Annotated in this window: 21 protein-coding genes and 1 other RNA gene; 13 read left to right on the top strand and 9 right to left on the bottom strand. The window is 63.3% G+C overall.

Annotated elements, in window-relative coordinates:
* Positions 1–86: 86 nt before the first annotated feature.
* The 5 genes from trxA to LOY34_RS26260 all read left to right on the top strand — a co-directional run bounded on the left by trxA (position 87) and on the right by LOY34_RS26260 (position 5,388).
* Entirely contained in the window at positions 87–416 is a 330-nt protein-coding gene (gene trxA / locus LOY34_RS26280) for a thioredoxin TrxA (protein ID WP_195885292.1), read from the top strand.
* A gap of 229 nt (positions 417–645) precedes the next feature.
* Positions 646–1,905, top strand: coding sequence for a transcription termination factor Rho (rho, locus tag LOY34_RS26275; RefSeq protein WP_028942380.1), 1,260 nt, complete (start codon positions 646–648; stop codon positions 1,903–1,905).
* 129 nt (positions 1,906–2,034) lie between these two features.
* Entirely contained in the window at positions 2,035–3,501 is a 1,467-nt protein-coding gene (gene ubiD, locus LOY34_RS26270) for a 4-hydroxy-3-polyprenylbenzoate decarboxylase (protein ID WP_195885291.1), read from the top strand.
* A complete protein-coding gene (locus tag LOY34_RS26265; RefSeq protein WP_123566898.1) occupies positions 3,502–4,470 on the top strand; it encodes a CDP-6-deoxy-delta-3,4-glucoseen reductase in 969 nt (322 codons plus the stop codon).
* Positions 4,471–4,746: 276 nt separating this feature from the next.
* The gene (locus LOY34_RS26260) at positions 4,747–5,388 is read left to right on the top strand and encodes a gamma-glutamylcyclotransferase (protein ID WP_045201052.1); all 642 of its coding nucleotides are present in this window, start codon (positions 4,747–4,749) and stop codon (positions 5,386–5,388) included.
* Between the two features lie 16 nt (positions 5,389–5,404).
* On the opposite strand, the gene LOY34_RS26255 is transcribed toward LOY34_RS26260, so the two are convergent.
* Positions 5,405–6,382 carry an NADPH:quinone oxidoreductase family protein gene (locus LOY34_RS26255; protein WP_045201054.1) on the bottom strand — a complete coding sequence of 326 codons (978 nt, stop codon included), beginning with the start codon at positions 6,380–6,382 and terminating at the stop codon, positions 5,405–5,407.
* A 156-nt stretch (positions 6,383–6,538) separates the two neighbouring features.
* Between LOY34_RS26255 and LOY34_RS26250 the strand changes: the two genes are divergently transcribed.
* Positions 6,539–6,943, top strand: a complete 405-nt coding sequence (locus LOY34_RS26250; protein WP_045201057.1) for a flagellar basal body-associated protein FliL — start codon at positions 6,539–6,541, stop codon at positions 6,941–6,943.
* On the opposite strand, the gene LOY34_RS26245 is transcribed toward LOY34_RS26250, so the two are convergent.
* From LOY34_RS26245 to LOY34_RS26230, 4 genes are all read right to left on the bottom strand, one after another.
* Positions 6,944–8,062 (bottom strand): ABC transporter permease, encoded by a 1,119-nt coding sequence (locus LOY34_RS26245; protein WP_045201059.1) that lies wholly within the window; start codon positions 8,060–8,062, stop codon positions 6,944–6,946.
* The gene (rbbA, locus tag LOY34_RS26240) at positions 8,062–10,785 is read right to left on the bottom strand and encodes a ribosome-associated ATPase/putative transporter RbbA (RefSeq protein WP_093378219.1); all 2,724 of its coding nucleotides are present in this window, start codon (positions 10,783–10,785) and stop codon (positions 8,062–8,064) included. Before rbbA ends, LOY34_RS26245 begins: the two co-directional genes overlap by 1 nt.
* Positions 10,782–11,741 (bottom strand): HlyD family secretion protein, encoded by a 960-nt coding sequence (locus LOY34_RS26235; protein ID WP_195885934.1) that lies wholly within the window; start codon positions 11,739–11,741, stop codon positions 10,782–10,784. Before LOY34_RS26235 ends, rbbA begins: the two co-directional genes overlap by 4 nt.
* A gap of 101 nt (positions 11,742–11,842) precedes the next feature.
* Complete coding sequence (locus LOY34_RS26230) at positions 11,843–12,292, bottom strand: EVE domain-containing protein (protein ID WP_195885289.1); 450 nt, start codon at positions 12,290–12,292, stop codon at positions 11,843–11,845.
* Positions 12,293–12,470: 178 nt separating this feature from the next.
* Between LOY34_RS26230 and LOY34_RS26225 the strand changes: the two genes are divergently transcribed.
* The gene (locus LOY34_RS26225) at positions 12,471–12,611 is read left to right on the top strand and encodes a hypothetical protein (RefSeq protein ID WP_165392175.1); all 141 of its coding nucleotides are present in this window, start codon (positions 12,471–12,473) and stop codon (positions 12,609–12,611) included.
* Here the strand turns inward: LOY34_RS26225 and LOY34_RS26220 are convergent.
* The 4 genes from LOY34_RS26220 to LOY34_RS26205 form a co-directional block, all read right to left on the bottom strand.
* On the bottom strand, positions 12,592–13,212 hold the full coding sequence (locus tag LOY34_RS26220; protein WP_195885288.1) for a 5-formyltetrahydrofolate cyclo-ligase: 621 nt from the start codon (positions 13,210–13,212) through the stop codon (positions 12,592–12,594). The genes LOY34_RS26225 and LOY34_RS26220 overlap by 20 nt on opposite strands.
* Positions 13,213–13,292: 80 nt before the next feature.
* A non-coding RNA gene (gene ssrS / locus LOY34_RS26215) (6S RNA) lies at positions 13,293–13,470 on the bottom strand.
* A gap of 18 nt (positions 13,471–13,488) precedes the next feature.
* On the bottom strand, positions 13,489–13,806 hold the full coding sequence (locus tag LOY34_RS26210) for a cell division protein ZapA (protein ID WP_195885287.1): 318 nt from the start codon (positions 13,804–13,806) through the stop codon (positions 13,489–13,491).
* A complete protein-coding gene (locus LOY34_RS26205) occupies positions 13,803–14,012 on the bottom strand; it encodes a TIGR02449 family protein (RefSeq protein ID WP_010221172.1) in 210 nt (69 codons plus the stop codon). The genes LOY34_RS26210 and LOY34_RS26205 overlap by 4 nt, the downstream gene beginning before the upstream one ends.
* A 152-nt stretch (positions 14,013–14,164) precedes the next feature.
* Here LOY34_RS26205 and LOY34_RS26200 point away from each other — a divergent pair, with 152 nt between their 5' ends.
* The 6 genes from LOY34_RS26200 (at position 14,165) to LOY34_RS26175 (ending at position 20,083) form a co-directional block, all read left to right on the top strand.
* Complete coding sequence (locus LOY34_RS26200) at positions 14,165–14,719, top strand: YecA family protein (protein WP_093378230.1); 555 nt, start codon at positions 14,165–14,167, stop codon at positions 14,717–14,719.
* A gap of 23 nt (positions 14,720–14,742) precedes the next feature.
* Positions 14,743–16,077 (top strand): Xaa-Pro aminopeptidase, encoded by a 1,335-nt coding sequence (pepP, locus tag LOY34_RS26195; RefSeq protein WP_195885286.1) that lies wholly within the window; start codon positions 14,743–14,745, stop codon positions 16,075–16,077.
* Positions 16,074–17,267: a 2-octaprenyl-6-methoxyphenyl hydroxylase gene (ubiH, locus tag LOY34_RS26190; RefSeq protein ID WP_045201074.1), complete on the top strand. Its 1,194-nt coding sequence runs from the start codon at positions 16,074–16,076 to the stop codon at positions 17,265–17,267. The genes pepP and ubiH overlap by 4 nt, the downstream gene beginning before the upstream one ends.
* A gap of 2 nt (positions 17,268–17,269) precedes the next feature.
* Entirely contained in the window at positions 17,270–17,752 is a 483-nt protein-coding gene (locus LOY34_RS26185) for a DUF4442 domain-containing protein (protein ID WP_045201076.1), read from the top strand.
* A 9-nt stretch (positions 17,753–17,761) separates the two neighbouring features.
* On the top strand, positions 17,762–18,979 hold the full coding sequence (locus LOY34_RS26180) for a 2-octaprenyl-3-methyl-6-methoxy-1,4-benzoquinol hydroxylase (RefSeq protein ID WP_176794311.1): 1,218 nt from the start codon (positions 17,762–17,764) through the stop codon (positions 18,977–18,979).
* A 102-nt stretch (positions 18,980–19,081) separates the two neighbouring features.
* Positions 19,082–20,083 (top strand): extracellular solute-binding protein, encoded by a 1,002-nt coding sequence (locus LOY34_RS26175; RefSeq protein WP_045201202.1) that lies wholly within the window; start codon positions 19,082–19,084, stop codon positions 20,081–20,083.
* Positions 20,084–20,102 lie beyond the last annotated feature (19 nt).

Here is a 20,102-nt window from a genome sequence, read left to right as displayed (position 1 = left end):
TACACTCAATCGTTCCTGGCTTCCTGTAGGCAGCCGGTGCAGCTATGATGGGCCACGTTTTTTTGCTTACGACCTTGGAGACTTCCATGAGCAGCGATCTTATCAAACACGTCACCGACGCCACCTTCGAAGCCGAAGTCCTGAAGGCTGAAGGCCCGGTGCTGGTCGACTACTGGGCTGAATGGTGCGGCCCTTGCAAAATGATCGCTCCGGTTCTGGACGACATCGCCACTACCTACGCGGGCAAAGTGACCATCGCCAAGCTGAACATCGACGACAACCAGGAAACCCCGGCCAAGCATGGCGTGCGTGGCATCCCGACGCTGATGCTGTTCAAGAACGGCAATGTCGAGGCCACCAAGGTCGGCGCGCTGTCGAAATCTCAGTTGCAGGCGTTCCTGGACGCCAATATCTGAGTGAAATTAGCCCCGCATTCGTCGGGGCTTTTCTTTATCTGGTGACTAGACGCCAGAAAAAGCAGGTGTTACATTCGGCCTCGCACTGTTTCTTCGGTGCCCTCTGCACGCCGTCGCCGACGCATCCCTAATTCGAATCAGTACGCGATCCTGTCGCCTTCTTTGCGGCGCGGCTTCATTAAGCCAGAAGCTTAATTCCCCCTTCTTACATGATTACGTCACTCCCCTTATGAACCTGACTGAACTCAAGCAAAAGCCGATTACCGATCTGCTCGAAATGGCCGAACAGATGGGCATAGAAAATATGGCCCGTTCGCGCAAGCAAGATGTGATTTTCTCCCTGTTGAAAAAGCATGCGAAAAGCGGCGAGGAAATCTCCGGTGACGGCGTGCTGGAGATTCTCCAGGACGGCTTCGGCTTCCTGCGCTCGGCCGATGCCTCGTACCTGGCCGGCCCGGACGACATCTACGTGTCGCCAAGCCAGATCCGTCGCTTCAACTTGCGTACCGGCGACACCATCGTCGGCAAGATCCGCCCGCCAAAAGAAGGCGAGCGTTACTTCGCCCTGCTGAAAGTCGACACCATCAACTTCGACCGGCCGGAAAACGCGAAGAACAAGATCCTGTTCGAAAACCTGACGCCGCTGTTCCCTAACGAGCGCCTGAAGATGGAAGCCGGCAACGGCTCCACCGAAGACCTCACCGGCCGGGTTATCGACCTTTGCGCCCCGATCGGCAAAGGCCAGCGCGGCCTGATCGTCGCTCCGCCAAAAGCGGGCAAGACCATCATGCTGCAGAACATCGCGGCCAACATCACCCGTAACAACCCCGAGTGCCACCTGATCGTCCTGCTGATCGACGAGCGCCCGGAAGAAGTAACCGAAATGCAGCGCACCGTGCGCGGCGAAGTGGTTGCCTCGACCTTCGACGAGCCGCCAACCCGCCACGTGCAGGTTGCCGAAATGGTTATCGAGAAGGCCAAGCGCCTGGTTGAACACAAGAAAGACGTGGTCATCCTGCTCGACTCCATCACCCGTCTGGCCCGTGCCTACAACACCGTGATCCCGAGCTCCGGCAAGGTCCTCACCGGTGGTGTCGATGCCCACGCCCTGGAGAAGCCGAAGCGTTTCTTCGGCGCCGCGCGTAACATCGAAGAGGGCGGCTCGCTGACCATCATCGCCACCGCGCTGGTTGAAACCGGCTCGAAGATGGACGAAGTGATCTACGAAGAGTTCAAGGGTACCGGTAACATGGAGCTGCCCCTGGACCGCAAGATCGCCGAAAAGCGCGTCTTCCCGGCCATCAACATCAACCGTTCGGGTACCCGTCGCGAAGAGCTGCTGACTGCCGACGACGAGCTGCAGCGCATGTGGATCCTGCGCAAGCTGCTGCACCCGATGGATGAAGTGGCTGCTATCGAGTTCCTGATCGACAAACTCAAGCAGACCAAGACCAACGACGAGTTCTTCTTGTCGATGAAGCGCAAGTAAACTGTTGCGCTGGGCAAGAGCCGGGGCGACCCGGCTTTTTGCTATCTGTACTTTGGCTATTCTGAGCAGCCGAGTTCGGCGCTACACTCTGCAGCCCGACCGCTACGGCAGCCAATACGAGGCTTTTGCATGCAGTATCGCGATTTGCGCGACTTTATCCGTGGCCTGGAACAGCGCGGCGAACTCAAGCGCATCCAGGTGCCGATCTCTCCAGTCCTGGAAATGACCGAAGTCTGCGACCGCACCCTGCGCGCCAAAGGCCCGGCCCTGCTGTTCGAAAAACCTACCGGCTTCGACATCCCGGTGCTGGGCAACCTGTTTGGCACCCCGGAGCGGGTGGCCATGGGCATGGGCGCCGAGTCGGTCAGCGAGCTGCGTGAAATCGGCAAGCTGCTGGCCTTTCTCAAGGAGCCCGAGCCGCCGAAAGGTCTCAAGGACGCCTGGTCGAAGCTGCCGATCTTCAAGAAGGTCGTGTCCATGGCGCCGAAGGTGGTCAAGGACGCGGCATGCCACGAAGTGGTCATCGAAGGTGATGATGTCGACCTCGGCCTGCTGCCGGTGCAGCACTGCTGGCCGGGCGACGTTGCGCCGCTGATCACCTGGGGCCTGACCGTGACCCGCGGGCCGAACAAGGACCGCCAGAACCTCGGCATCTACCGTCAGCAGGTGATTGGCCGCAACAAGGTCATCATGCGCTGGTTGAGCCATCGCGGCGGCGCCCTGGACTATCGCGAATGGTGCGAGAAGCACCCGGGTCAGCCGTTCCCGGTGGCGGTAGCCCTGGGCGCCGACCCGGCGACCATCCTTGGCGCCGTGACCCCGGTGCCCGATACCCTCTCCGAGTACGCCTTCGCCGGCCTGTTGCGCGGCAACCGTACCGAGCTGGTCAAGTGCCGTGGCAACGACCTGCAGGTGCCAGCCACCGCCGAAATCATTCTCGAAGGCGTGATCCATCCGGGTGAAATGGCCCCGGAAGGCCCGTACGGCGACCACACCGGCTACTACAACGAAGTCGACAGCTTCCCGGTGTTCACTGTCGAGCGCATCACACACCGCAGCAAGCCGATCTATCACAGCACTTACACCGGCCGTCCGCCGGATGAGCCGGCGATTCTGGGCGTGGCGCTGAACGAAGTATTCGTGCCGATCCTGCAAAAGCAGTTCCCGGAAATCACCGACTTCTACCTGCCGCCGGAAGGCTGCTCGTACCGCATGGCGGTGGTGACCATGAAAAAGCAGTACCCAGGACACGCCAAGCGCGTGATGCTGGGTGTCTGGTCGTTTTTGCGACAGTTCATGTACACCAAGTTCGTTATCGTCACGGACGACGATATCAACGCGCGTGACTGGAACGACGTGATCTGGGCGATTACCACGCGCATGGACCCCAAGCGCGACACGGTAATGATCGAAAACACCCCGATTGACTACCTGGACTTCGCTTCGCCGGTGTCCGGGTTGGGGTCGAAGATGGGCCTGGATGCGACGCACAAGTGGCCGGGTGAAACCACCCGCGAGTGGGGACGGGTCATCGTCAAGGACGAAGCCGTCACCCGGCGGATCGATGAGCTGTGGAACCAGTTGGGAATAGACTAAATGCAGGTAACCTTGCAGCCGTCCGGGGCCGTGTTGGCGCTCAAGCCCGGAGAAAGGATTCTGGATGCGGCGCGACGCCTGGGCTACGACTGCCCGCAAAGCTGTCGCAATGGCAACTGCCATGTCTGCGCCGCGCTGCTGGTCGAGGGCCGGGTGCGTCAGGATGGCGTCGAGCGTGATCACGGCGAGCTGTTCACCTGCATCGCCGAGCCACTGGAGGATTGCGTCTTGTTGTGGGATGGCGTGCTGGCCCTGGGCGAGCTGCCGGTACGGACCCTGGCCTGTCAGCTCAGTGAATGTGTCGAAGTTGGCGGCGACGTCTGGCGCGTGCGCCTGCGTGCGCCTGCCGGCAAGCCACCACGCTACCACGCCGGCCAATACCTGATGATCGAGCGTGACAGCGGTGACAAGGCCGCTTTCTCGCTGGCTTCGGCGCCGCACAGTGGCCGCGACCTTGAGCTGCATGTCCTGGCCCGCGAGAACAGTGCCCTGGAGCTGATCGCGCAACTGCAGCGCAACGGCATGGCGCGGCTGCAGATGCCCTTTGGTGATACCCACCTGGCCGAGCTGCCTGATGGCCCGCTGGTGCTGATCGCGGCCGGCACCGGCATGGCGCAGATGCACAGCCTGATCGAACATTGCCGGGCCAGCGGCTTCAAGCACCCGGTGCACCTGTACTGGGGCGTGCGCCTACCGGACGACTTCTACCAGATCGAGCACTGGGCCGAGTGGGAGAGCCTGCCCAACCTGTTCCTGCACAAGGTGGTCAGCGACCTGTGCGGCTGGGAAGGGCGCTGCGGCCTGTTGCACGAGGCGGTATGCGAAGACATCAGTGACCTGGCCGGTGTGCATGTGTACGCCAGCGGTTCGCCAAACATGATTTACGCCACCCTCGACGCACTGGTCGACGCCGGCATGGATGCGCATCAAATGCGCGCCGATGTATTCGCTTATGCCCCGCGCAATTGATTGACGGAATAAGGCACGCTGCAACAGCGTGCCGGTTTAAATAACTGCCGGTGCCGCCAGCGGTTATAAGCCACTAATTATTGCCGGCAACGAAAATAACTTTCGCTACACTTGAAACAGTGCACCTGTTATCGCACCGGTGCGGCCTTTATCGCCGTCTCATGGCGTCTGGGGGCTTGTATTGCGGCGCTTATCTGCCGTACGGTAACTCTGTGCACCGTGCGTTGCTTTATAGTGCAATGCGTTGGTAATTCATGGGGAAGTGTGGCGGCAGCTATGTCGGCGATCGAAACGGTATCTTTGAATGTGGCCTATCCGCCGTTGCTTGATTTCGGCGAACAGTTAACTCGCGAGCAACTTGTGCATTCAGTTCAACACACCATGTCCCGGCACCAGGGTGGCCCGGTATGGTTGTTTGCCTACGGCTCATTGATCTGGCGTCCGGAGTGCAATGCCGCCGAACGGCGACGGGCACGGGTGCACGGCTATCATCGCGGGCTGTATTTGTGGTCCCACGAACACCGCGGCACGCCGGAATGCCCGGGCCTGGTCTTTGGTCTAGACCGCGGCGGTTCGTGCAGTGGCTTTGCCTACCGCCTGCCGGACGACTGCCTGGAAGATTCGTTGCTGGCCTTGTGGCAACGAGAAATGCCTTACCCTGCGTACCGCCCGCACTGGCTCAATTGCCGGCTTGAGGACGGCAGCAAGGTCCAGGCCCTGGGGTTTGTGTTGGAGCGGCATTTGCCATGCTATGCCGGCAACCTGCCGGACACCCTGCTCAGTCAGATATTTGCCAATGCCAAGGGCCGTTACGGCAGCACCCGCGATTATGTCGAGCAGACCCTCAATGCCTTGCGCAGCCATGCCATGCCCGATCGCAACCTGGAGGCGCGCTTTCGGCGCTGCCATTCCAGGTAGGAGCGGGCTCAGCTGTTCAGGCCATGGTCACCACCAGCTTGCCCACCGCCTTGCGCTGGCCCAGCATCTCGATGGCTGCACCTGCTTCAGCCAGCGGGAAGGTCTGCGATACCAGCGGCTTGAGCTTGCCTTCGGCAAACCAGGCAAACAGCTGCTGGAAGTTCGCCGCATTGTCGGCCGGCTGGCGCTGGGCAAAGGCGCCCCAGAACACCCCGAGCACCGCTGCACCTTTGAGTAGCGCCAGGTTCACTGGCAGCTCGGGGATGCGCCCGCTGGCAAAACCGACCACCAGCAGCCGGCCATTCCAGGCAATGCCGCGCACCGCCTGGTCAAACAGATCGCCGCCAACCGGGTCGTAGATCACATCGGCGCCGTTGCCGCCGGTCAGGCGCTTGATTTCGTCCTTGAGGCTGGTTTCGCTGTAGTTGATCAGCTCGTCGGCGCCTGCCGCCTTGGCTACGGCAAGTTTCTCGGCGCTGCTGGCGGCGGCAATCACCCGCGCGCCCATGGCCTTGCCGATTTCCACCGCCGCCAGGCCAACCCCGCCCGAGGCGCCCAGCACCAGCAGGGTTTCTCCGGCCTTGAGCTGGCCGCGCTGGCTGAGCGCATGCATCGAGGTGCCGTAGGTCATGCCGAAGGCCGCCGCCGTGGTGAAGTCCATCTGCGCCGGGATCGGCAATACGTTGTAGGCCGGCACCGCCACTTGTTCGGCAAAGCTGCCCCAGCCGGTCAGGGCCATGACCCGGTCGCCGATCTTCAGGTTGCCGGCTTTTTCACCCACGGCGCTGACCACGCCGGCGGCTTCGCCCCCAGGGGAGAACGGCAGCGGCGGCTGGAACTGGTACTTGCCTTCGATGATCAGGGTGTCGGGAAAGTTGACCCCGGCGGCCTGCACGTCGAGGAGGATCTCGTTCTTTTTCGGCACGGGGCTGGCGACTTCTTCCAGGACCAGGTTTTGCGCCGGGCCAAGGGCTTTGCACAACACTGCTTTCATCGGGACTATTCCTTTGCGCGTAGTGGCCGATAAGTGTAGGTGGGCGAGGTGCCGGGTCAACGAGCATGGCCCGCCCTGATAGGCCGGCATAAGCCCGGGCTTGGGTTTGACCGGTGCGCTGGGTATGCTGGCGCCAACTGTATGAGGAGCGAATTCGTGAAAGCGTGGATCTTGATGGTACTGGCGCTGATGCTGCCGATGGCGGCCATGGCCGAGGAAGCCAAGGAAGGGGAACCGAAGGTCTCCTACATTTCCCTGAGCCCGCCTTTTGTGGGCAATTACGCCCTTGATGGCGGGCCGAAGCTGCGCGTGTACAAGGCCGACGTGGCCCTGCGGGTCAACAGCGATGCCGCCGCCGCAGCGGTAAAGCATCATGAGCCGCTGATCCGCAACCAGCTGGTGGCGCTGTTCACCCAGCAGAACCTGGAGGCCATGAGTAACGTCGAGGCCAAGGAAAAACTGCGTCAGGAAGCTCTGAAGCAGGTCCAGCAGGTGCTCGAATCCGAAGAAGGCAAGCCGACCGTCGACGACCTGCTGTTCAACAACCTGATCGTTCAGTAATCACGAGGTCAGGCTGCGGCGAAAACGCGCCAGGGCAATGGCGAAGAAGGCCAGGCCAATGGCGGCGAGCGCCGCGATGTCTGGCCAGACCACTGCCAGCCCGGCGTCACGGAACAGGATTGCCGCGCTGAGGCTGACGAAGTGGGTCGAGGGCGAGCCCTGCATGACCCACTGCAGCCATTGCGGCATGCTGTCCAGCGGCGTGCTGCCGCCCGACAGCAACAGCATCGGGATGATCACCGGAATCGCCAGCAGGCCGAATTGCGGGGTCGAGCGCGCCAGGGTGGCGAGGAATATCCCCAATGCGGTGCTGGCGAACAGGTACAGCGCCGTCACCGCCAGGAACAGCCCCAGCGATCCCGCCAGCGGTACACCCAGCGCGCCCTTGACGATCACCTCAAGCGATACCCAGGTGCACAGCACCACCACCAGGGCGTTGCTGGCGATCTTCGCCAGCATGATTTCCAGCGCGGTCAGCGGCAGCACCAGCAGGTGGTCGAGGGTGCCGTGCTCGCGCTCGCGCAGCAGTGCCGTGCCGGTGAGGATGATGGCCAGGATGGTGATGTTGTTGACGATCTGGATCACCGCCAGAAACCAGCCGCCCTCAAGGTTGGGGTTGAACAACGCCCGGGCACTGAGCAGCGCCGGGCTGCCGGCGGTAGCCGAGCCCTGCTTGGCATAGTCGAGCAGCTCGCGCTCGACGATCCTGCCGATGTAACCGGCGCCCATGAACGCCTGGCTCATGGCCGTGGCGTCGACGTTGACTTGCAGCTCGGGCGAGCGCCCGGCCAGCAGGTCGGTCTGGAAGTTCACCGGTACGTTGATCACGAAGGTGTAGCGGCCGCTGTCCAGGGCCTGGTCGAGCTGGTCGTAGGGCAACGGCACGGCGTGCTGGAATTCCGGTGGTTGCAGGGCCTCGGCGAGCTTGCGCGAGACCAGGCTGTGGTCTTCGTCGATGATCGCCACGCTGGCGTTGTGCACGCCGATCACCGAGCCTGCGGCCGGCATGTAGATCGCCACGCTGAAGGCGTACAGCAGGAACAACAGCAGCACGCTGTCGTGGCGCAGGCTGGTCAGCTCCTTGAGCCCCAGGCGCAGGGTATGTGCCAGACGATGCATCAGACCTCCTGCTTCTTCAGCATGGCCAGACTCAGGCCAGTGAAACCGACAAAGAAGCCCAGCAGCGCCAGGCACTGGGGCCAGAGTTCGCGCAGGTCCAGGGCTTTGGTAAAGGTGCCGACGGCGATATCGAGAAAGTAACCGGCCGGGAACAACTGGCCCATCAAGGCCGCCGCGCCATCGAGCGAGGAACGCGGCACGATCAGCCCGGAGAACTGGATGGTCGGCAGGCTGGTGATGATCATGGTGCCGAGGATCGCGGCGATCTGCGTGCGGGTGAACGCCGAGATCAGCAGGCCCAGGCTGGTGGTCGCCAGCAGGTAGAGCACGCCGCCGCAGGCCAGGGCCAGGGCGCTGCCCTTGAACGGCACGCCGAACAGCCAGCGGTTCATTGCTACCAGCAGCGCCAGGTTGACCAGGCTTACCGCCAGGTAGGGCGCCTGTTTGCCGAGCAGGAACTCCAGGCGGGTCAGGGGCGTGGCATAGAAGTTGGTGATCGAGCCCAGCTCTTTTTCGCGCACGATGCCCAGTGCGGTGAGCATTGCCGGAATGAACGCCAGGATCAGCGCCATGACCCCGGGGCCGATGGCGTTGACGCTGACCACGTCCTGGTTGTAGCGAAAGCGGGTTTCCAGGCGCACTGGAGTTTGCCCGGCCCGGGCCTTGCTGCTCAGCGCCGCCAGTTGTTCGAGGTTGCCCTGGTGCACGGCTTCGACATAGTTACGGCTAGTCTCGGCGCGAAATGGCATGCCGCCGTCCAGCCAGGCTGCTACCACCGGCTGGCGACCGGCGTGCAGATCGCGACCAAAACCTGGTGGAATCTCCAGGGCCAGCTTGATTTCCGAGCGCTGCAGGCGTTTGTGTAACTGTGCGGCATCGCGAATCGGCGTCTGTTCGGCGAAGTAGCGCGAGCCGCGGAAGGCTTCAAGATAAGCGCGGCTTTGCGGGCTCTGGTCCTGGTCATAAACGGCGAAAGCGAGGTTTTCCACGTCCAGGGAGATGCCGTAGCCGAAGATCACCATCATGAACAGCGCGCCAAGCAGGGCGAACGCCAGGCGCACTTTGTCGCGCAGCAGTTCCTTGCCTTCGCGGGTGGCGACGGCGACCAGGCGCTTGAGGCTGAAGCCATGGCGCAGGGGTTGCGTTGCTGTATTGGCCGGGCTGTCGAACTGGGTTGGGGCCGTTGGCGCTTCGCTGGCGCCCTGGGCCTGTTCCAGGCAGGTGACGAAGGCATCTTCCAGGGTTTCACCGCCGAACTGCTGCTGCAGCGCCGCCGGGGTGTCGCAGGCCAGGACCTTGCCGGCATGCATCAGGGAGATCCGGTCGCAGCGCAGGGCCTCGTTCATGAAATGAGTAGAGAGAAAGATCGTCACCCCCTGATCGCGCGACAGCTCGATCAGCAGGCGCCAGAAGTCGTCGCGCGCTGCCGGGTCCACACCTGAGGTGGGCTCGTCGAGGATCAGCACTTCCGGACGGTGCAGTACCGCCACTGCCAGCGACAGGCGCTGGCGCAAACCCAGGGGCAGGGCGCCGGACTGCTGGTCGGCGATGGCGCCCAGATCGAAACGCTCGATCAGCTCGGCGATGCGCGGGCCGCTGTCGGCCTTGGGCAGGTCGAACAGCCGCGCATGCAGTTCAAGGTTCTGCCGCACGCTGAGTTCGCCATACAGCGAGAAGCTTTGGGACATGAAGCCAACGCGCTTGCGCGTGGCCAGGTCCTTGGCGTTCACCGGGCGACCGAGCAGGGTGGCGCTGCCCTCGCTGGCCGGCATCAGCCCGGTGAGCACCTTCATGGTGGTGGTCTTGCCGCAGCCGTTGGAGCCGAGAAAACCGAAGATCTCGCCACGGCCGATGGCGAAACTGACCTTGTTCACGGCGGTGAAGTCACCAAAGCGCAAGGTCAGTTCATGGGCTTCGATAGCGATCTCGGCATCGCCGCTATCGCGCGGCGGGATCACCAGGGGCTGCTGGCTGCGCTGGCTGTCGCCCTGAAAGTGGGTAAAGGCGTCATCGAGCTTGTGGCTGGCGGTGGCTGCGGCCAGCTCTTCGCTCAAGCCTGCGGCAATCAGCCGGCCACGATCGAGCATCAGACAGTGTTCGAACTGTTCGGCCTCTTCCATGTAGGCCGTGGCGACCAGCAGGGTCAGTTGCGGGCGTTCCTGGCGCACCTGCTCGACCAGCTCCCAGAAGCGCCGGCGCGACAGCGGGTCGACGCCAGTGGTGGGTTCGTCGAGGATCAGCAGGTCCGGTTCGTGGATCAGCGCACAGCACAGGCCGAGCTTCTGCTTCATGCCGCCCGACAACTTGCCCGCCGGGCGTTCGGCAAAGCGCAGCAGGTCGGTGGCCAGCAGCAGGTTGTGCATGCGCTGCTCGCACTCCGTGGCGCCAAGGCCGAACAGGGTGGCGAAGAAGCGGATGTTCTCGCTGATCGACAGCTCGGGGTAAAGGTTGCCGCCCAACCCCTGGGGCATGAAGGCGATACGCGGGTAGAGGCTGTTGCGATGGCGGCGCTGGCGGATCGAGCCGCCAAGCACCTGCAGTTCGCCGCTTTGCAGCTTCTTCACCCCGGCGATCAGCCCGAGCAGGCTCGACTTGCCGGCGCCGTCCGGGCCGATCAGGCCGCAGCGGGTGCCGGCCGGCAGGCTGAAGGCAATGTCCTGCAGGGCGTTCAGCCCGCCGTAGCGGTGGTTGATGCCCTCGGCGTGCAGCGCCAGCGCGCTCATTGCAGGTTGGCCGGCCAGTCCACATCAGCGGTGCGCACATAGCCTGCGCCCGGCATGCCGGGTTTGGCTTGGGGCACGGCGCTTGGTTCGGTCAGGCGCAGCTTGACCCGGAACACCAGCTTCTGGCGCTCGTCACGGGTTTCCACCTGTTTGGGGGTGAACTGCGCCTTGGCCGCGACGAAGGCGATCTTCGCCGGCAAGGCCCGGTCGGGCAGGGCGTCGAGAACGATGCGCGCCTGGTCGCCGACGGTCAGGCGGCCGGTCGTGGAGGCGGGCAGGTAAAGGTTCATGTACTGGTCGCTGGGGTCGATCAGCATCAGCACGCGGCCGCCGGCACCGAGCACTTCACCTGGCTCGGCCAGGCGCAGTTGTATCACGCCGTTGATTGGCGCGCGCAGGCTGCTGTCGTCGATTTCACTGGTCAGCTGTGCCACCTGGGCTTCAGCGGCGCCGATGGCGGCCTTGATCGCCGCCAGTTGCGCGCGGGCGGCGACCACGGCGGAGTTGCTGGTGTCGTAGCGGGCCTGCTGCTGGTCGAGCAACTGCTGGCTGGCGTATTTGCGCTGGAAGATCTCGCGCACGCGCTTGAGCTCCTGGCTGGCCAGCAGTTGTTCGCTCTGGCGCAATTGCACCGTGGCTTGGGCGGCGGAGTAGTTTTCCCGGGCCCGTAGCACTTCGGCTTCGGCCTGGTTGCGCTGGGCTTCGAGGGTGCGGGTGTCGATGCGGGCGAGCAACTGGCCCTGCTTGACGGTATCGCCTTCGTCGACCAGCACCTCGGCCAGGCGCCCGGGGATCTTGCTGGCGATCTGCACTTCGGTGGCTTCGAGCCTGCCGTTGCCCATGCTCAGGCCTTCGGGCAGGCGGTCATGCAGGGACTTCCAGTAGCCCAGGCCACCCGCGGCCAGGAGCAGGGCGATCAAGGCACCGGCGAAGAATTTCGGGGCGTGTTGGCTCATCGACATGGTTGGGCAATCCTTGCTGCATTAACGTCAAATTGTGACGCCGCACCGGTCCTGGTGCGTTGATGTTCGTCAAATGAGCGGCCATCCTACCTTGTTTAACGCAGTGCGAGTACCGCTGCCCATTGTTCGGCGGTCACCGGCATCACTGAAAGGCGGCTGCCTTTCTGTACCAGCGCCAGTTCGGCGAGGGCGGTTTGCTGCTTGAGGTAGCTCAGTTGCAGGACCTTGCCGAAGGTTTCGACATGGGCGACATCGACAGCGCTCCAGGGGTTCTTGGCGTCGTTGGCCTTGGCGTCGAAGTAGTGGCTTTGCGGGTCGAGTGCAGTGGGGTCGGGATAGGCTGCGGCACTGATGCGGGCAATGCCGGCAATGCCCGGCTCCGGGCAACTGGAGTGGTAGAAGAAGAACTGGTCACCGACTGCCATGGCACGCAAGAAATTGCGCGCCTGGTAGTTGCGCACGCCATCCCAGCGCGCTTCGCCCAGCCGCGCGAGGTCCTTGATCGAGAGTTCGTCGGGCTCGGATTTCATCAGCCAGTAGGCCATGGGTGGTGCTCCAGACAATGTTTGAAATAACCTGTTTCAGGAAACCGACGGTCGGTTGGCGTCAACGTTTGCGTGTCGCCTCAGGTTGTCGGAGAATGCGCGCATTTTAAGCTTGACGCTGCTGCAACAACAAAAACGTTGCTGACAACGTGATCAGTTTGCCTGAGGGGGGCAATCGATGAATCGCAAACCGGATTTGCTCTGGATTCTGGTGTTTCTGTTCGGTTTGGGTGTTGTCACTACCGGTTATGCGCAAAGCCTTTGGGAACGCAAACTCGACGCCCCTTACGAAATGCCGGTCAATCCGCAACAGCGTTGATAGCCAGGTACCAGCCACGGTCCGAGACCGTCCCCTGCAGCGGCACATCCCAGCTGGCTTGCGCCAGTCGTTCGACCTTCTGGCATTCATGCGCCAGGCCCAGCAGCAAGGGTTTTTTCCAGGCCTTGCGGTGGGCCTGATAGGCCAGGCTGCGGTCATAGAAACCGCCGCCCATGCCCAGCCGACCACCCACTTCATCAAAACCCACCAGCGGTAGCAGGATCAGGTCCAGCGCCCAGATTGGCCGTTGCCGGGCCAGGCTGATGTGCGGCTCGGGGATGCGAAAGCGGTTGCGCCGCAGCTTTTCGCCGGCTTCGATGCGCTGGAACACCATCTTGGTTTTTGGCCAGGCGTGCAGTACCGGCAGGTAGGTGCGTTTGCCACGGCGCTGGGCTTCACGCATCAGCAGGCGCGGGTCGATCTCGCAATCATTGGGCAGGTACAGGGCGATGTGCCGGGCCCGGCGAAACAACGGATGCTGCGCCAGCTGACGGTACAGGCCACGGGCTGCCTGGCGTTGTTCGGCCGGCGTCAGGGCACGGCGGGCATCGCGAAGCAGGCGGCGAAGTTGCGGGCGGGTCAGCGGCGCGGTGTCGGTCATGGCACGGGCAGTCCCAGAGAGGGCTGCCACCCGCCGGGTGACAGCTCGATTGCCCGCGCAGAAGGGCGGGCAAAGAATTCAGGCTCCCCGACGAACCGCTGTCGGTGTAGCCCTTGAACCCGAAAGTTCAAGGTGGAGATTGCAGGAGGCGTTAAGGCTTTCCGTCAAGCGGACATGCACACCGGCCCCACGTGCAACCCCCGTGGTTGTGCGTATCGGCTCAGGGACATGACCGACTGGCAAGCACTCCAGGGAGTGGCGCCAGTATACCGATACTCAACCCTTATTTGAATCTTGATCGTCGGCCAGTGCGCTATCGACCCGTTCAAGCAGGTCGCGCACCTGTTCACGGTTGACGCCAGTGCCGGTCGCTTGCGGGCGTTCCTGGTTGTGCAGCAGGTCGTGGGTAATGTTCAGCGCAGCCATCACGGCGATGCGGTCGGCACCGATGACTTTGCCGCTGCTGCGGATTTCGCGCATCTTGCCGTCCAGGTAGCGCGCGGCGCTGACCAGGTTGCTGCGTTCTTCCGGCGGACAGATGATCGAATATTCTTTGTCGAGAATCTGAACAGTGACGCTATTGCTTGAGCTCATGAGTCTTGCTCCAGGGCCTTGAGTCGCAAAATCATCGATTCGACCTTACGCCGGGCGATTTCATTTTTTTCGATGAGGTGGGCGCGCTCTTCGCGCCAGGATTTTTCCTGAGCTAATAAGAGTGCGTTTTGCCGTTTTAGTTGCTCGACCCGCTCAATCAGCAGTTCGAATCGGCCCATCAGCGCTTGCAGATCGTTCTCTTGCATTGGTTGCCACTCGATTCGGTCGTGCGGGTGGTTGCCCGGTTTATGCCCTGGCCGGCCCGGAGTTGGCCGCGTCGATGGTCTTGGCGCGCCTGCCGGTGCTAGGATACAAGGTCTTCATTCTAGTCATTGCGCCGTCTGGCGCCTAGTTGCCCATGCCCAATATCAATTCGCCGTACACCGCCTTCGCCACCTTGCTCAGCAGCAACGGGCATCCTGTTTCCCCTGCCGAACTGCACGGGCTGTTGCTCGGGCGCAGCTGCGCCGGTGCCGGCTTCGATGCCGAGGCATGGTTGGCAGACGCCGCCGGCCTGCTGGAAAGCGAACCGGCAGACAACGTTCGTAACGCCTTGATCGGCCTGCAAGAAATGGTCAAGGGCGAACTGACCAGCGACGATATCACCGTGGTGCTGTTGCTGCCGGGTGATGATGAGCCGCTGACCGAGCGTGCCACCGCCCTGGGTCAATGGTGCCAGGGCTTCATTGCCGGTTTCGGTTTGAATGCCGGTGGCAAGGACCTGAGCACCGAGGCCAAGGAAGTGCTGCAGGACCTGGTCGCGATCTCTCAGGTTCAGGACGCCCTGGAAGAGTCCGAAGACGGCGAAAACGACTATATGGAAGTCATGGAATACCTGCGCGTCGCCCCGCTGCTGCTCTACACCGAGCTGAAGCAGCCGGTCGAGCCTGCGGCCAAACCTTCGTTGCACTGATCAACCACGGACTGCCACTGCCCATGAGCCACATCCCCAAGTCGGAATACGCCCGTCGACGCAAGGCGCTGATGGCGCAGATGGAACCCAACAGCATCGCCATCCTGCCCGCCGCCGCGGTTGCCATCCGCAACCGCGACGTCGAGCACGTGTACCGCCAGGACAGCGACTTCCAGTACCTCAGCGGCTTCCCCGAGCCCGAGGCGGTGATCGCCCTGATCCCCGGCCGCGAGCACGGCGAGTACGTATTGTTCTGCCGCGAGCGCAATCCCGAGCGCGAGCTCTGGGACGGCCTGCGCGCTGGCCAGGAAGGGGCGATCCGCGATTTTGGCGCCGATGATGCTTTCCCCATCACCGATATCGACGACATCCTCCCCGGCCTGATCGAAGGCCGCGACCGGGTGTATTCGGCCATGGGCAGCAACGCCGAGTTCGACCGCCACTTGATGGAGTGGATCAACGTCATCCGCTCCAAAGCGCGCCTGGGTGCGCAGCCGCCGAACGAATTCGTTGCCCTGGATCATCTGCTGCACGACATGCGCCTGTATAAATCGGCGGCGGAAGTGAAAGTGATGCGCGAGGCCGCGGCGATTTCCGCCCGTGCCCACGTGCGGGCCATGCAGGCCTGCCGCGCCGGTCTGCGCGAATACAGCCTGGAAGCCGAGCTCGACTACGAGTTCCGCAAGGGCGGGGCGAAGATGCCGGCCTACGGCTCGATCGTCGCCGCCGGGCGCAACAGCTGCATCCTGCATTACCAGGAGAACGACGCGCTGCTCAAGGACGGCGACTTGGTGCTGATCGACGCCGGTTGCGAGATTGACTGCTACGCCAGCGACATCACCCGCACTTTCCCGGTCAGCGGGCGTTTTTCGCCGGAGCAGAAGGCCATCTACGAGCTGGTGCTCAAGGCCCAGGAAGCGGCCTTTGCGGTCATCGCCCCGGGCAAGCACTGGAATCACGCCCATGAGGCCACGGTGCAAGTGATTACCGAAGGCTTGGTGGAACTGGGCCTGCTCAAGGGCCAGGTGCACGAACTGATTGAAAGCGAAGCCTATCGGGCTTTCTACATGCACCGCGCCGGGCACTGGCTGGGCATGGATGTGCATGATGTCGGCGAGTACAAGGTCGGCGGCCAGTGGCGAGTGCTCGAGCCGGGCATGGCCCTGACTGTTGAACCTGGCATTTACATTGGTGCCGATAACCAGAGTGTCGCGAAAAAATGGCGTGGCATCGGTGTGCGAATCGAGGATGACGTAGTGGTAACCAAGCAGGGCTGTGAAATCCTGACCTCCGGCGTACCCAAGACGGTTGCCGAAATCGAAGCCTTGATGGCTGCTGCGCGCAGTGCCGCAGCATGAGCCGGGTCAACCTTGCGATCATTGGCGGCGGCCTGGTCGGCGCCAGCCTGGCCCTGGCCCTGCAAGCCGGCGCCAAGGCGCGTGGCTGGAAGATCCTGCTGATCGAACCGTTCGCCCCGGGTGACAGTTTCCAGCCGAGCTATGACGCCCGCTCTTCGGCGTTGTCTTTCGGTACCCGGCAAATCTACGAGCGTCTTGGCCTGTGGCAACAGATCAGCCGCCGCGCCGAGCCGATCCGTCAGATCCAGGTCTCCGACCGTGGCCGTTTTGGCGCCACCCGCCTGGACGCCCTGGAAGAAGGGGTACCGGCGCTCGGCTACGTGGTCGAGAACGCCTGGCTTGGCCAGTGCCTGTGGCAGGGCCTGGACGCTGAGGTGGTGAGCTGGCGCTGCCCGGCGGAGGTCACCGCCCTGCAGCCGCTGGAAGACGGTTACCGGCTGTCGCTCAACGACGACACCACGCTTGAATGCGACCTGGCGGTACTGGCCGATGGCGGCCGTTCCGGCCTGCGCGAGCAATTGGGTATTCATGTCAGCCAGCGGCCGTACAACCAGAGCGCCCTGATCGCCAATATCACCCCGAGCGAAGCCCACTGCGGCCAGGCTTTCGAGCGCTTTACCGACGAAGGGCCGATGGCCTTGCTGCCATTGCCGGAGAACCGCTGCGCGCTGGTCTGGACCCGTGCCGGTATGGACGCCAAGCGCCTGGCCGAGCTGGACGAACGCAGCTTCCTCAGCGAGCTGCAGGACGTGTTTGGCTACCGCCTCGGTGCGCTGCGCCAGGTCGGCGCCCGGCACTTGTATCCGCTGTCGCTGGTCGAGGCCCAGGAGCAGGTGCGCCCGCATCTGGTAGTCCTTGGCAACGCTGCGCACAGCCTGCACCCGATTGCCGGCCAGGGCTTCAACCTGTCACTGCGCGATGTGCAGTCGCTGGCCGACGGCTTGCTGGCCAGCCCTGGAGTGCCGGGTGATTTCGCCACCCTGCAGGCCTACCGTGAGCGTCAGCGCCTGGACCAGGACCTGACCGTGGGCTTCTCCGACCGCGTCACCCGATTGTTCGGCAGCGCCCAACCCTTGGTCGCTACCGGCCGCAACCTGGGCCTGCTCGGCCTCGACCTGTTGCCTCCGGCCAAGCGCTGGTTCGCCCGCCAGGCCATGGGCCTGGGAACTCGCCCGGATCCACGGAGCTGAGCATGAGCGACCCGCGCAAACTGGCCCGGCGCGCGCGCAGGCTGCGCTGGCTGCTGAATATCTACCCGCCGTACCTGGGCGCGGGCATTCGCGTGCTCAGCGTCAGCCCCGACCTGCGCCACATCCGCGTGCGCATGGGGCTGCGCTGGTTCAACCGCAACTATGTCGGCACCCAGTTCGGCGGCAGCCTGTACTCGATGGTCGACCCGTTCTACATGCTGATGCTGATGGAGCTGCTCGGGCGTGAGTACATCGTCTGGGACAAGGCCGCCAGCATCGATTTCGTGTCGCCGGGCAAGGGCCCGGTGTTCGCCGACCTGCGCATCGACGATGCCCTGCTCGACGACATCCGCCAGCACACCGCCGGCGGCAAAAAGTACCTGCCACGACTTCAGGTCGATATCCGCGACGCCGCAGGTGAGTTGGTGGCGCGGGTCGACAAAACCCTTTACGTGCGGCTCAAGCCGCAAGCGAGACAGGCTTAAGGCATGGAAATGCGCGCAGATCTGTTGATTGTCGGTGCCGGTATGGTCGGCAGCGCCCTGGCCCTGGCGTTGCAGCACAGCGGCCTGGAAATTCTCTTGCTCGACGGCAGCCCCTTGTCGATCAAACCCTTCGACCAGCAGTCGGCGTTTGAGCCGCGGGTCAGCGCCTTGTCGGCGGCCAGCCAGCGCATCCTCGAACGCTTGGGCGCCTGGCAGGGAGTCAGCGAGCGACGCCTGAGCCCCTACTCGGACATGCACGTGTGGGATGGCAGCGGCACCGGCCAGATCCACTTCTCGGCGGCCAGCGTGCACGCCGAAGTGCTTGGCCATATCGTCGAGAACCGGGTAGTGCAGGATGGCCTGCTGGAGCGTCTGCACGACAGCGAAATCGGCCTGCTGGCCAATGCCCGTCTGGAGCAGATGCGCCGCTCCGGCGACGACTGGCTGCTGACCCTGGCCGACGGCCGTACCCTGCGTGCGCCGCTGGTGATTGCCGCCGACGGCGCCAACTCGGCGGTACGCCGCCTGACTGGCTGTGAGACCCGCGAGTGGGATTATCTGCACCACGCCATCGTCACCAGCGTGCGTTGTGCCCGGCCACATCAGGCGACCGCCTGGCAGCGCTTTACCGACGAGGGGCCGCTGGCGTTCCTGCCGTTGTTGCGCGATGGCCAGCAGGACTGGTGCTCGATCGTCTGGTCGACCACGCCCGAGCAGGCTGAACACTTGATGGCCTTGAGCGACGAGGCGTTCTGCGCCGAGCTTGAGCGCGCCTTCGAAGGGCGCCTGGGCGGCGTCCTGCAGGCCGACCCACGGGTTTGCGTGCCGCTGCGCCAGCGTCACGCCAAGCGTTACGTGGCCGAAGGCCTGGCGCTGATCGGCGATGCCGCGCACACCATCCACCCGCTGGCCGGGCAGGGCGTCAACCTCGGTTTCCTTGATGCCGCGGTACTGGCCGAAGAGTTGCTGCATGCCTACGAGCGTGGCGAGCGCCTGGCTGATATTCGCGTGCTGAGCCGTTTCGAGCGCCGACGCATGCCGCACAACCTGGCCTTGATGGCGGCGATGGAAGGCTTCGAGCGCTTGTTCCAGGCCGATCCACTGCCGTTGCGCTGGTTGCGCAACAGCGGCCTGAAATGGATCGAGCAATTGCCGGAAGCCAAGGCCCTGTTCGTGCGCCAGGCCTTGGGCTTGAGCGGTGACCTGCCGGAACTGGCGCGGGCCTGAGGGCCCCGCAACATCTGGTAACTCCTCCCTTGTGAGTTCGGTTGAGAAGGCAAATGGGATTAACTACCATTTGCGCCTCTCATGAATTCCGAGGACTGCACCATGTTGCCACGCAAGCACGTAATGGCCGCCCTGGCTCTGACCCTGTTCGGCACGGCCGCCCAGGCGGCGGACGAGGTGGTGGTGTATTCCTCGCGCATCGACGAGCTGATCAAACCGGTATTCGATGCCTACACCAAAGAAACCGGGGTGAAGATCAAGTTCATCACCGACAAGGAAGCGCCGCTGATGCAGCGGATCAAGGCCGAGGGCGAGAACGCCACCGCCGACCTGCTGCTCACCGTCGACGCCGGCAACCTCTGGCAGGCCGAGCAGATGGGCATCCTGCAGCCGATCAAGTCGGACGTCATCGACAAGAACATCCCCGCCCAGTACCGCGCCTCGTCCCACGACTGGACCGGCCTGAGCCTGCGCGCACGGACCATCGCCTACTCCACCGAGCGGGTCAAACCCGAAGAGCTGAGCACCTACGAGGCACTGGCCGACAAAAACTGGGAAGGTCGCCTGTGCCTGCGTACGGCGAAGAAGGTCTACAACCAGTCGCTGACCGCTACCCTGATCGAAACCCATGGCGAGCAAAAAACCGAAGAGATCATCAAGGGCTGGGTCAACAACCTGTCCACCGATGTGTTCTCCGACGACACCGCCTTGCTCCAGGCGATCAACGCCGGCCAGTGCGACGTCGGCATCGTCAACACCTACTACTACGGCCGCCTGCACAAGGAAAACCCCAAGCTGGCAGTCAAGCTGTTCTGGCCCAACCAGGCTGACCGTGGCGTGCACGTCAACCTCTCGGGTATCGGCCTGACCAAATATGCGCCGCACCCTGAGGCGGCGAAGAAGCTGGTCGAATGGATGACCGGCGCCGAGGCGCAGAAAATCTTCGCCGGCGTGAACCAGGAGTTCCCGGCCAACCCGGCCGTGGCGCCATCTGAAGAAGTGGCTGCCTGGGGCACCTTCAAGGCCGACAGCATTGCTGTGGAAGTGGCCGGCAAACGCCAGGCCGAAGCCATCCGCCTGATGGATCGGGCTGGCTGGAACTAAGCGCCAGGCTTTATCCTTC

This window comes from Pseudomonas sp. B21-009 (assembly GCF_024749345.1).
GTDB lineage: Bacteria > Pseudomonadota > Gammaproteobacteria > Pseudomonadales > Pseudomonadaceae > Aquipseudomonas.
This window is presented reverse-complemented; position numbering and strand designations above follow the sequence as displayed.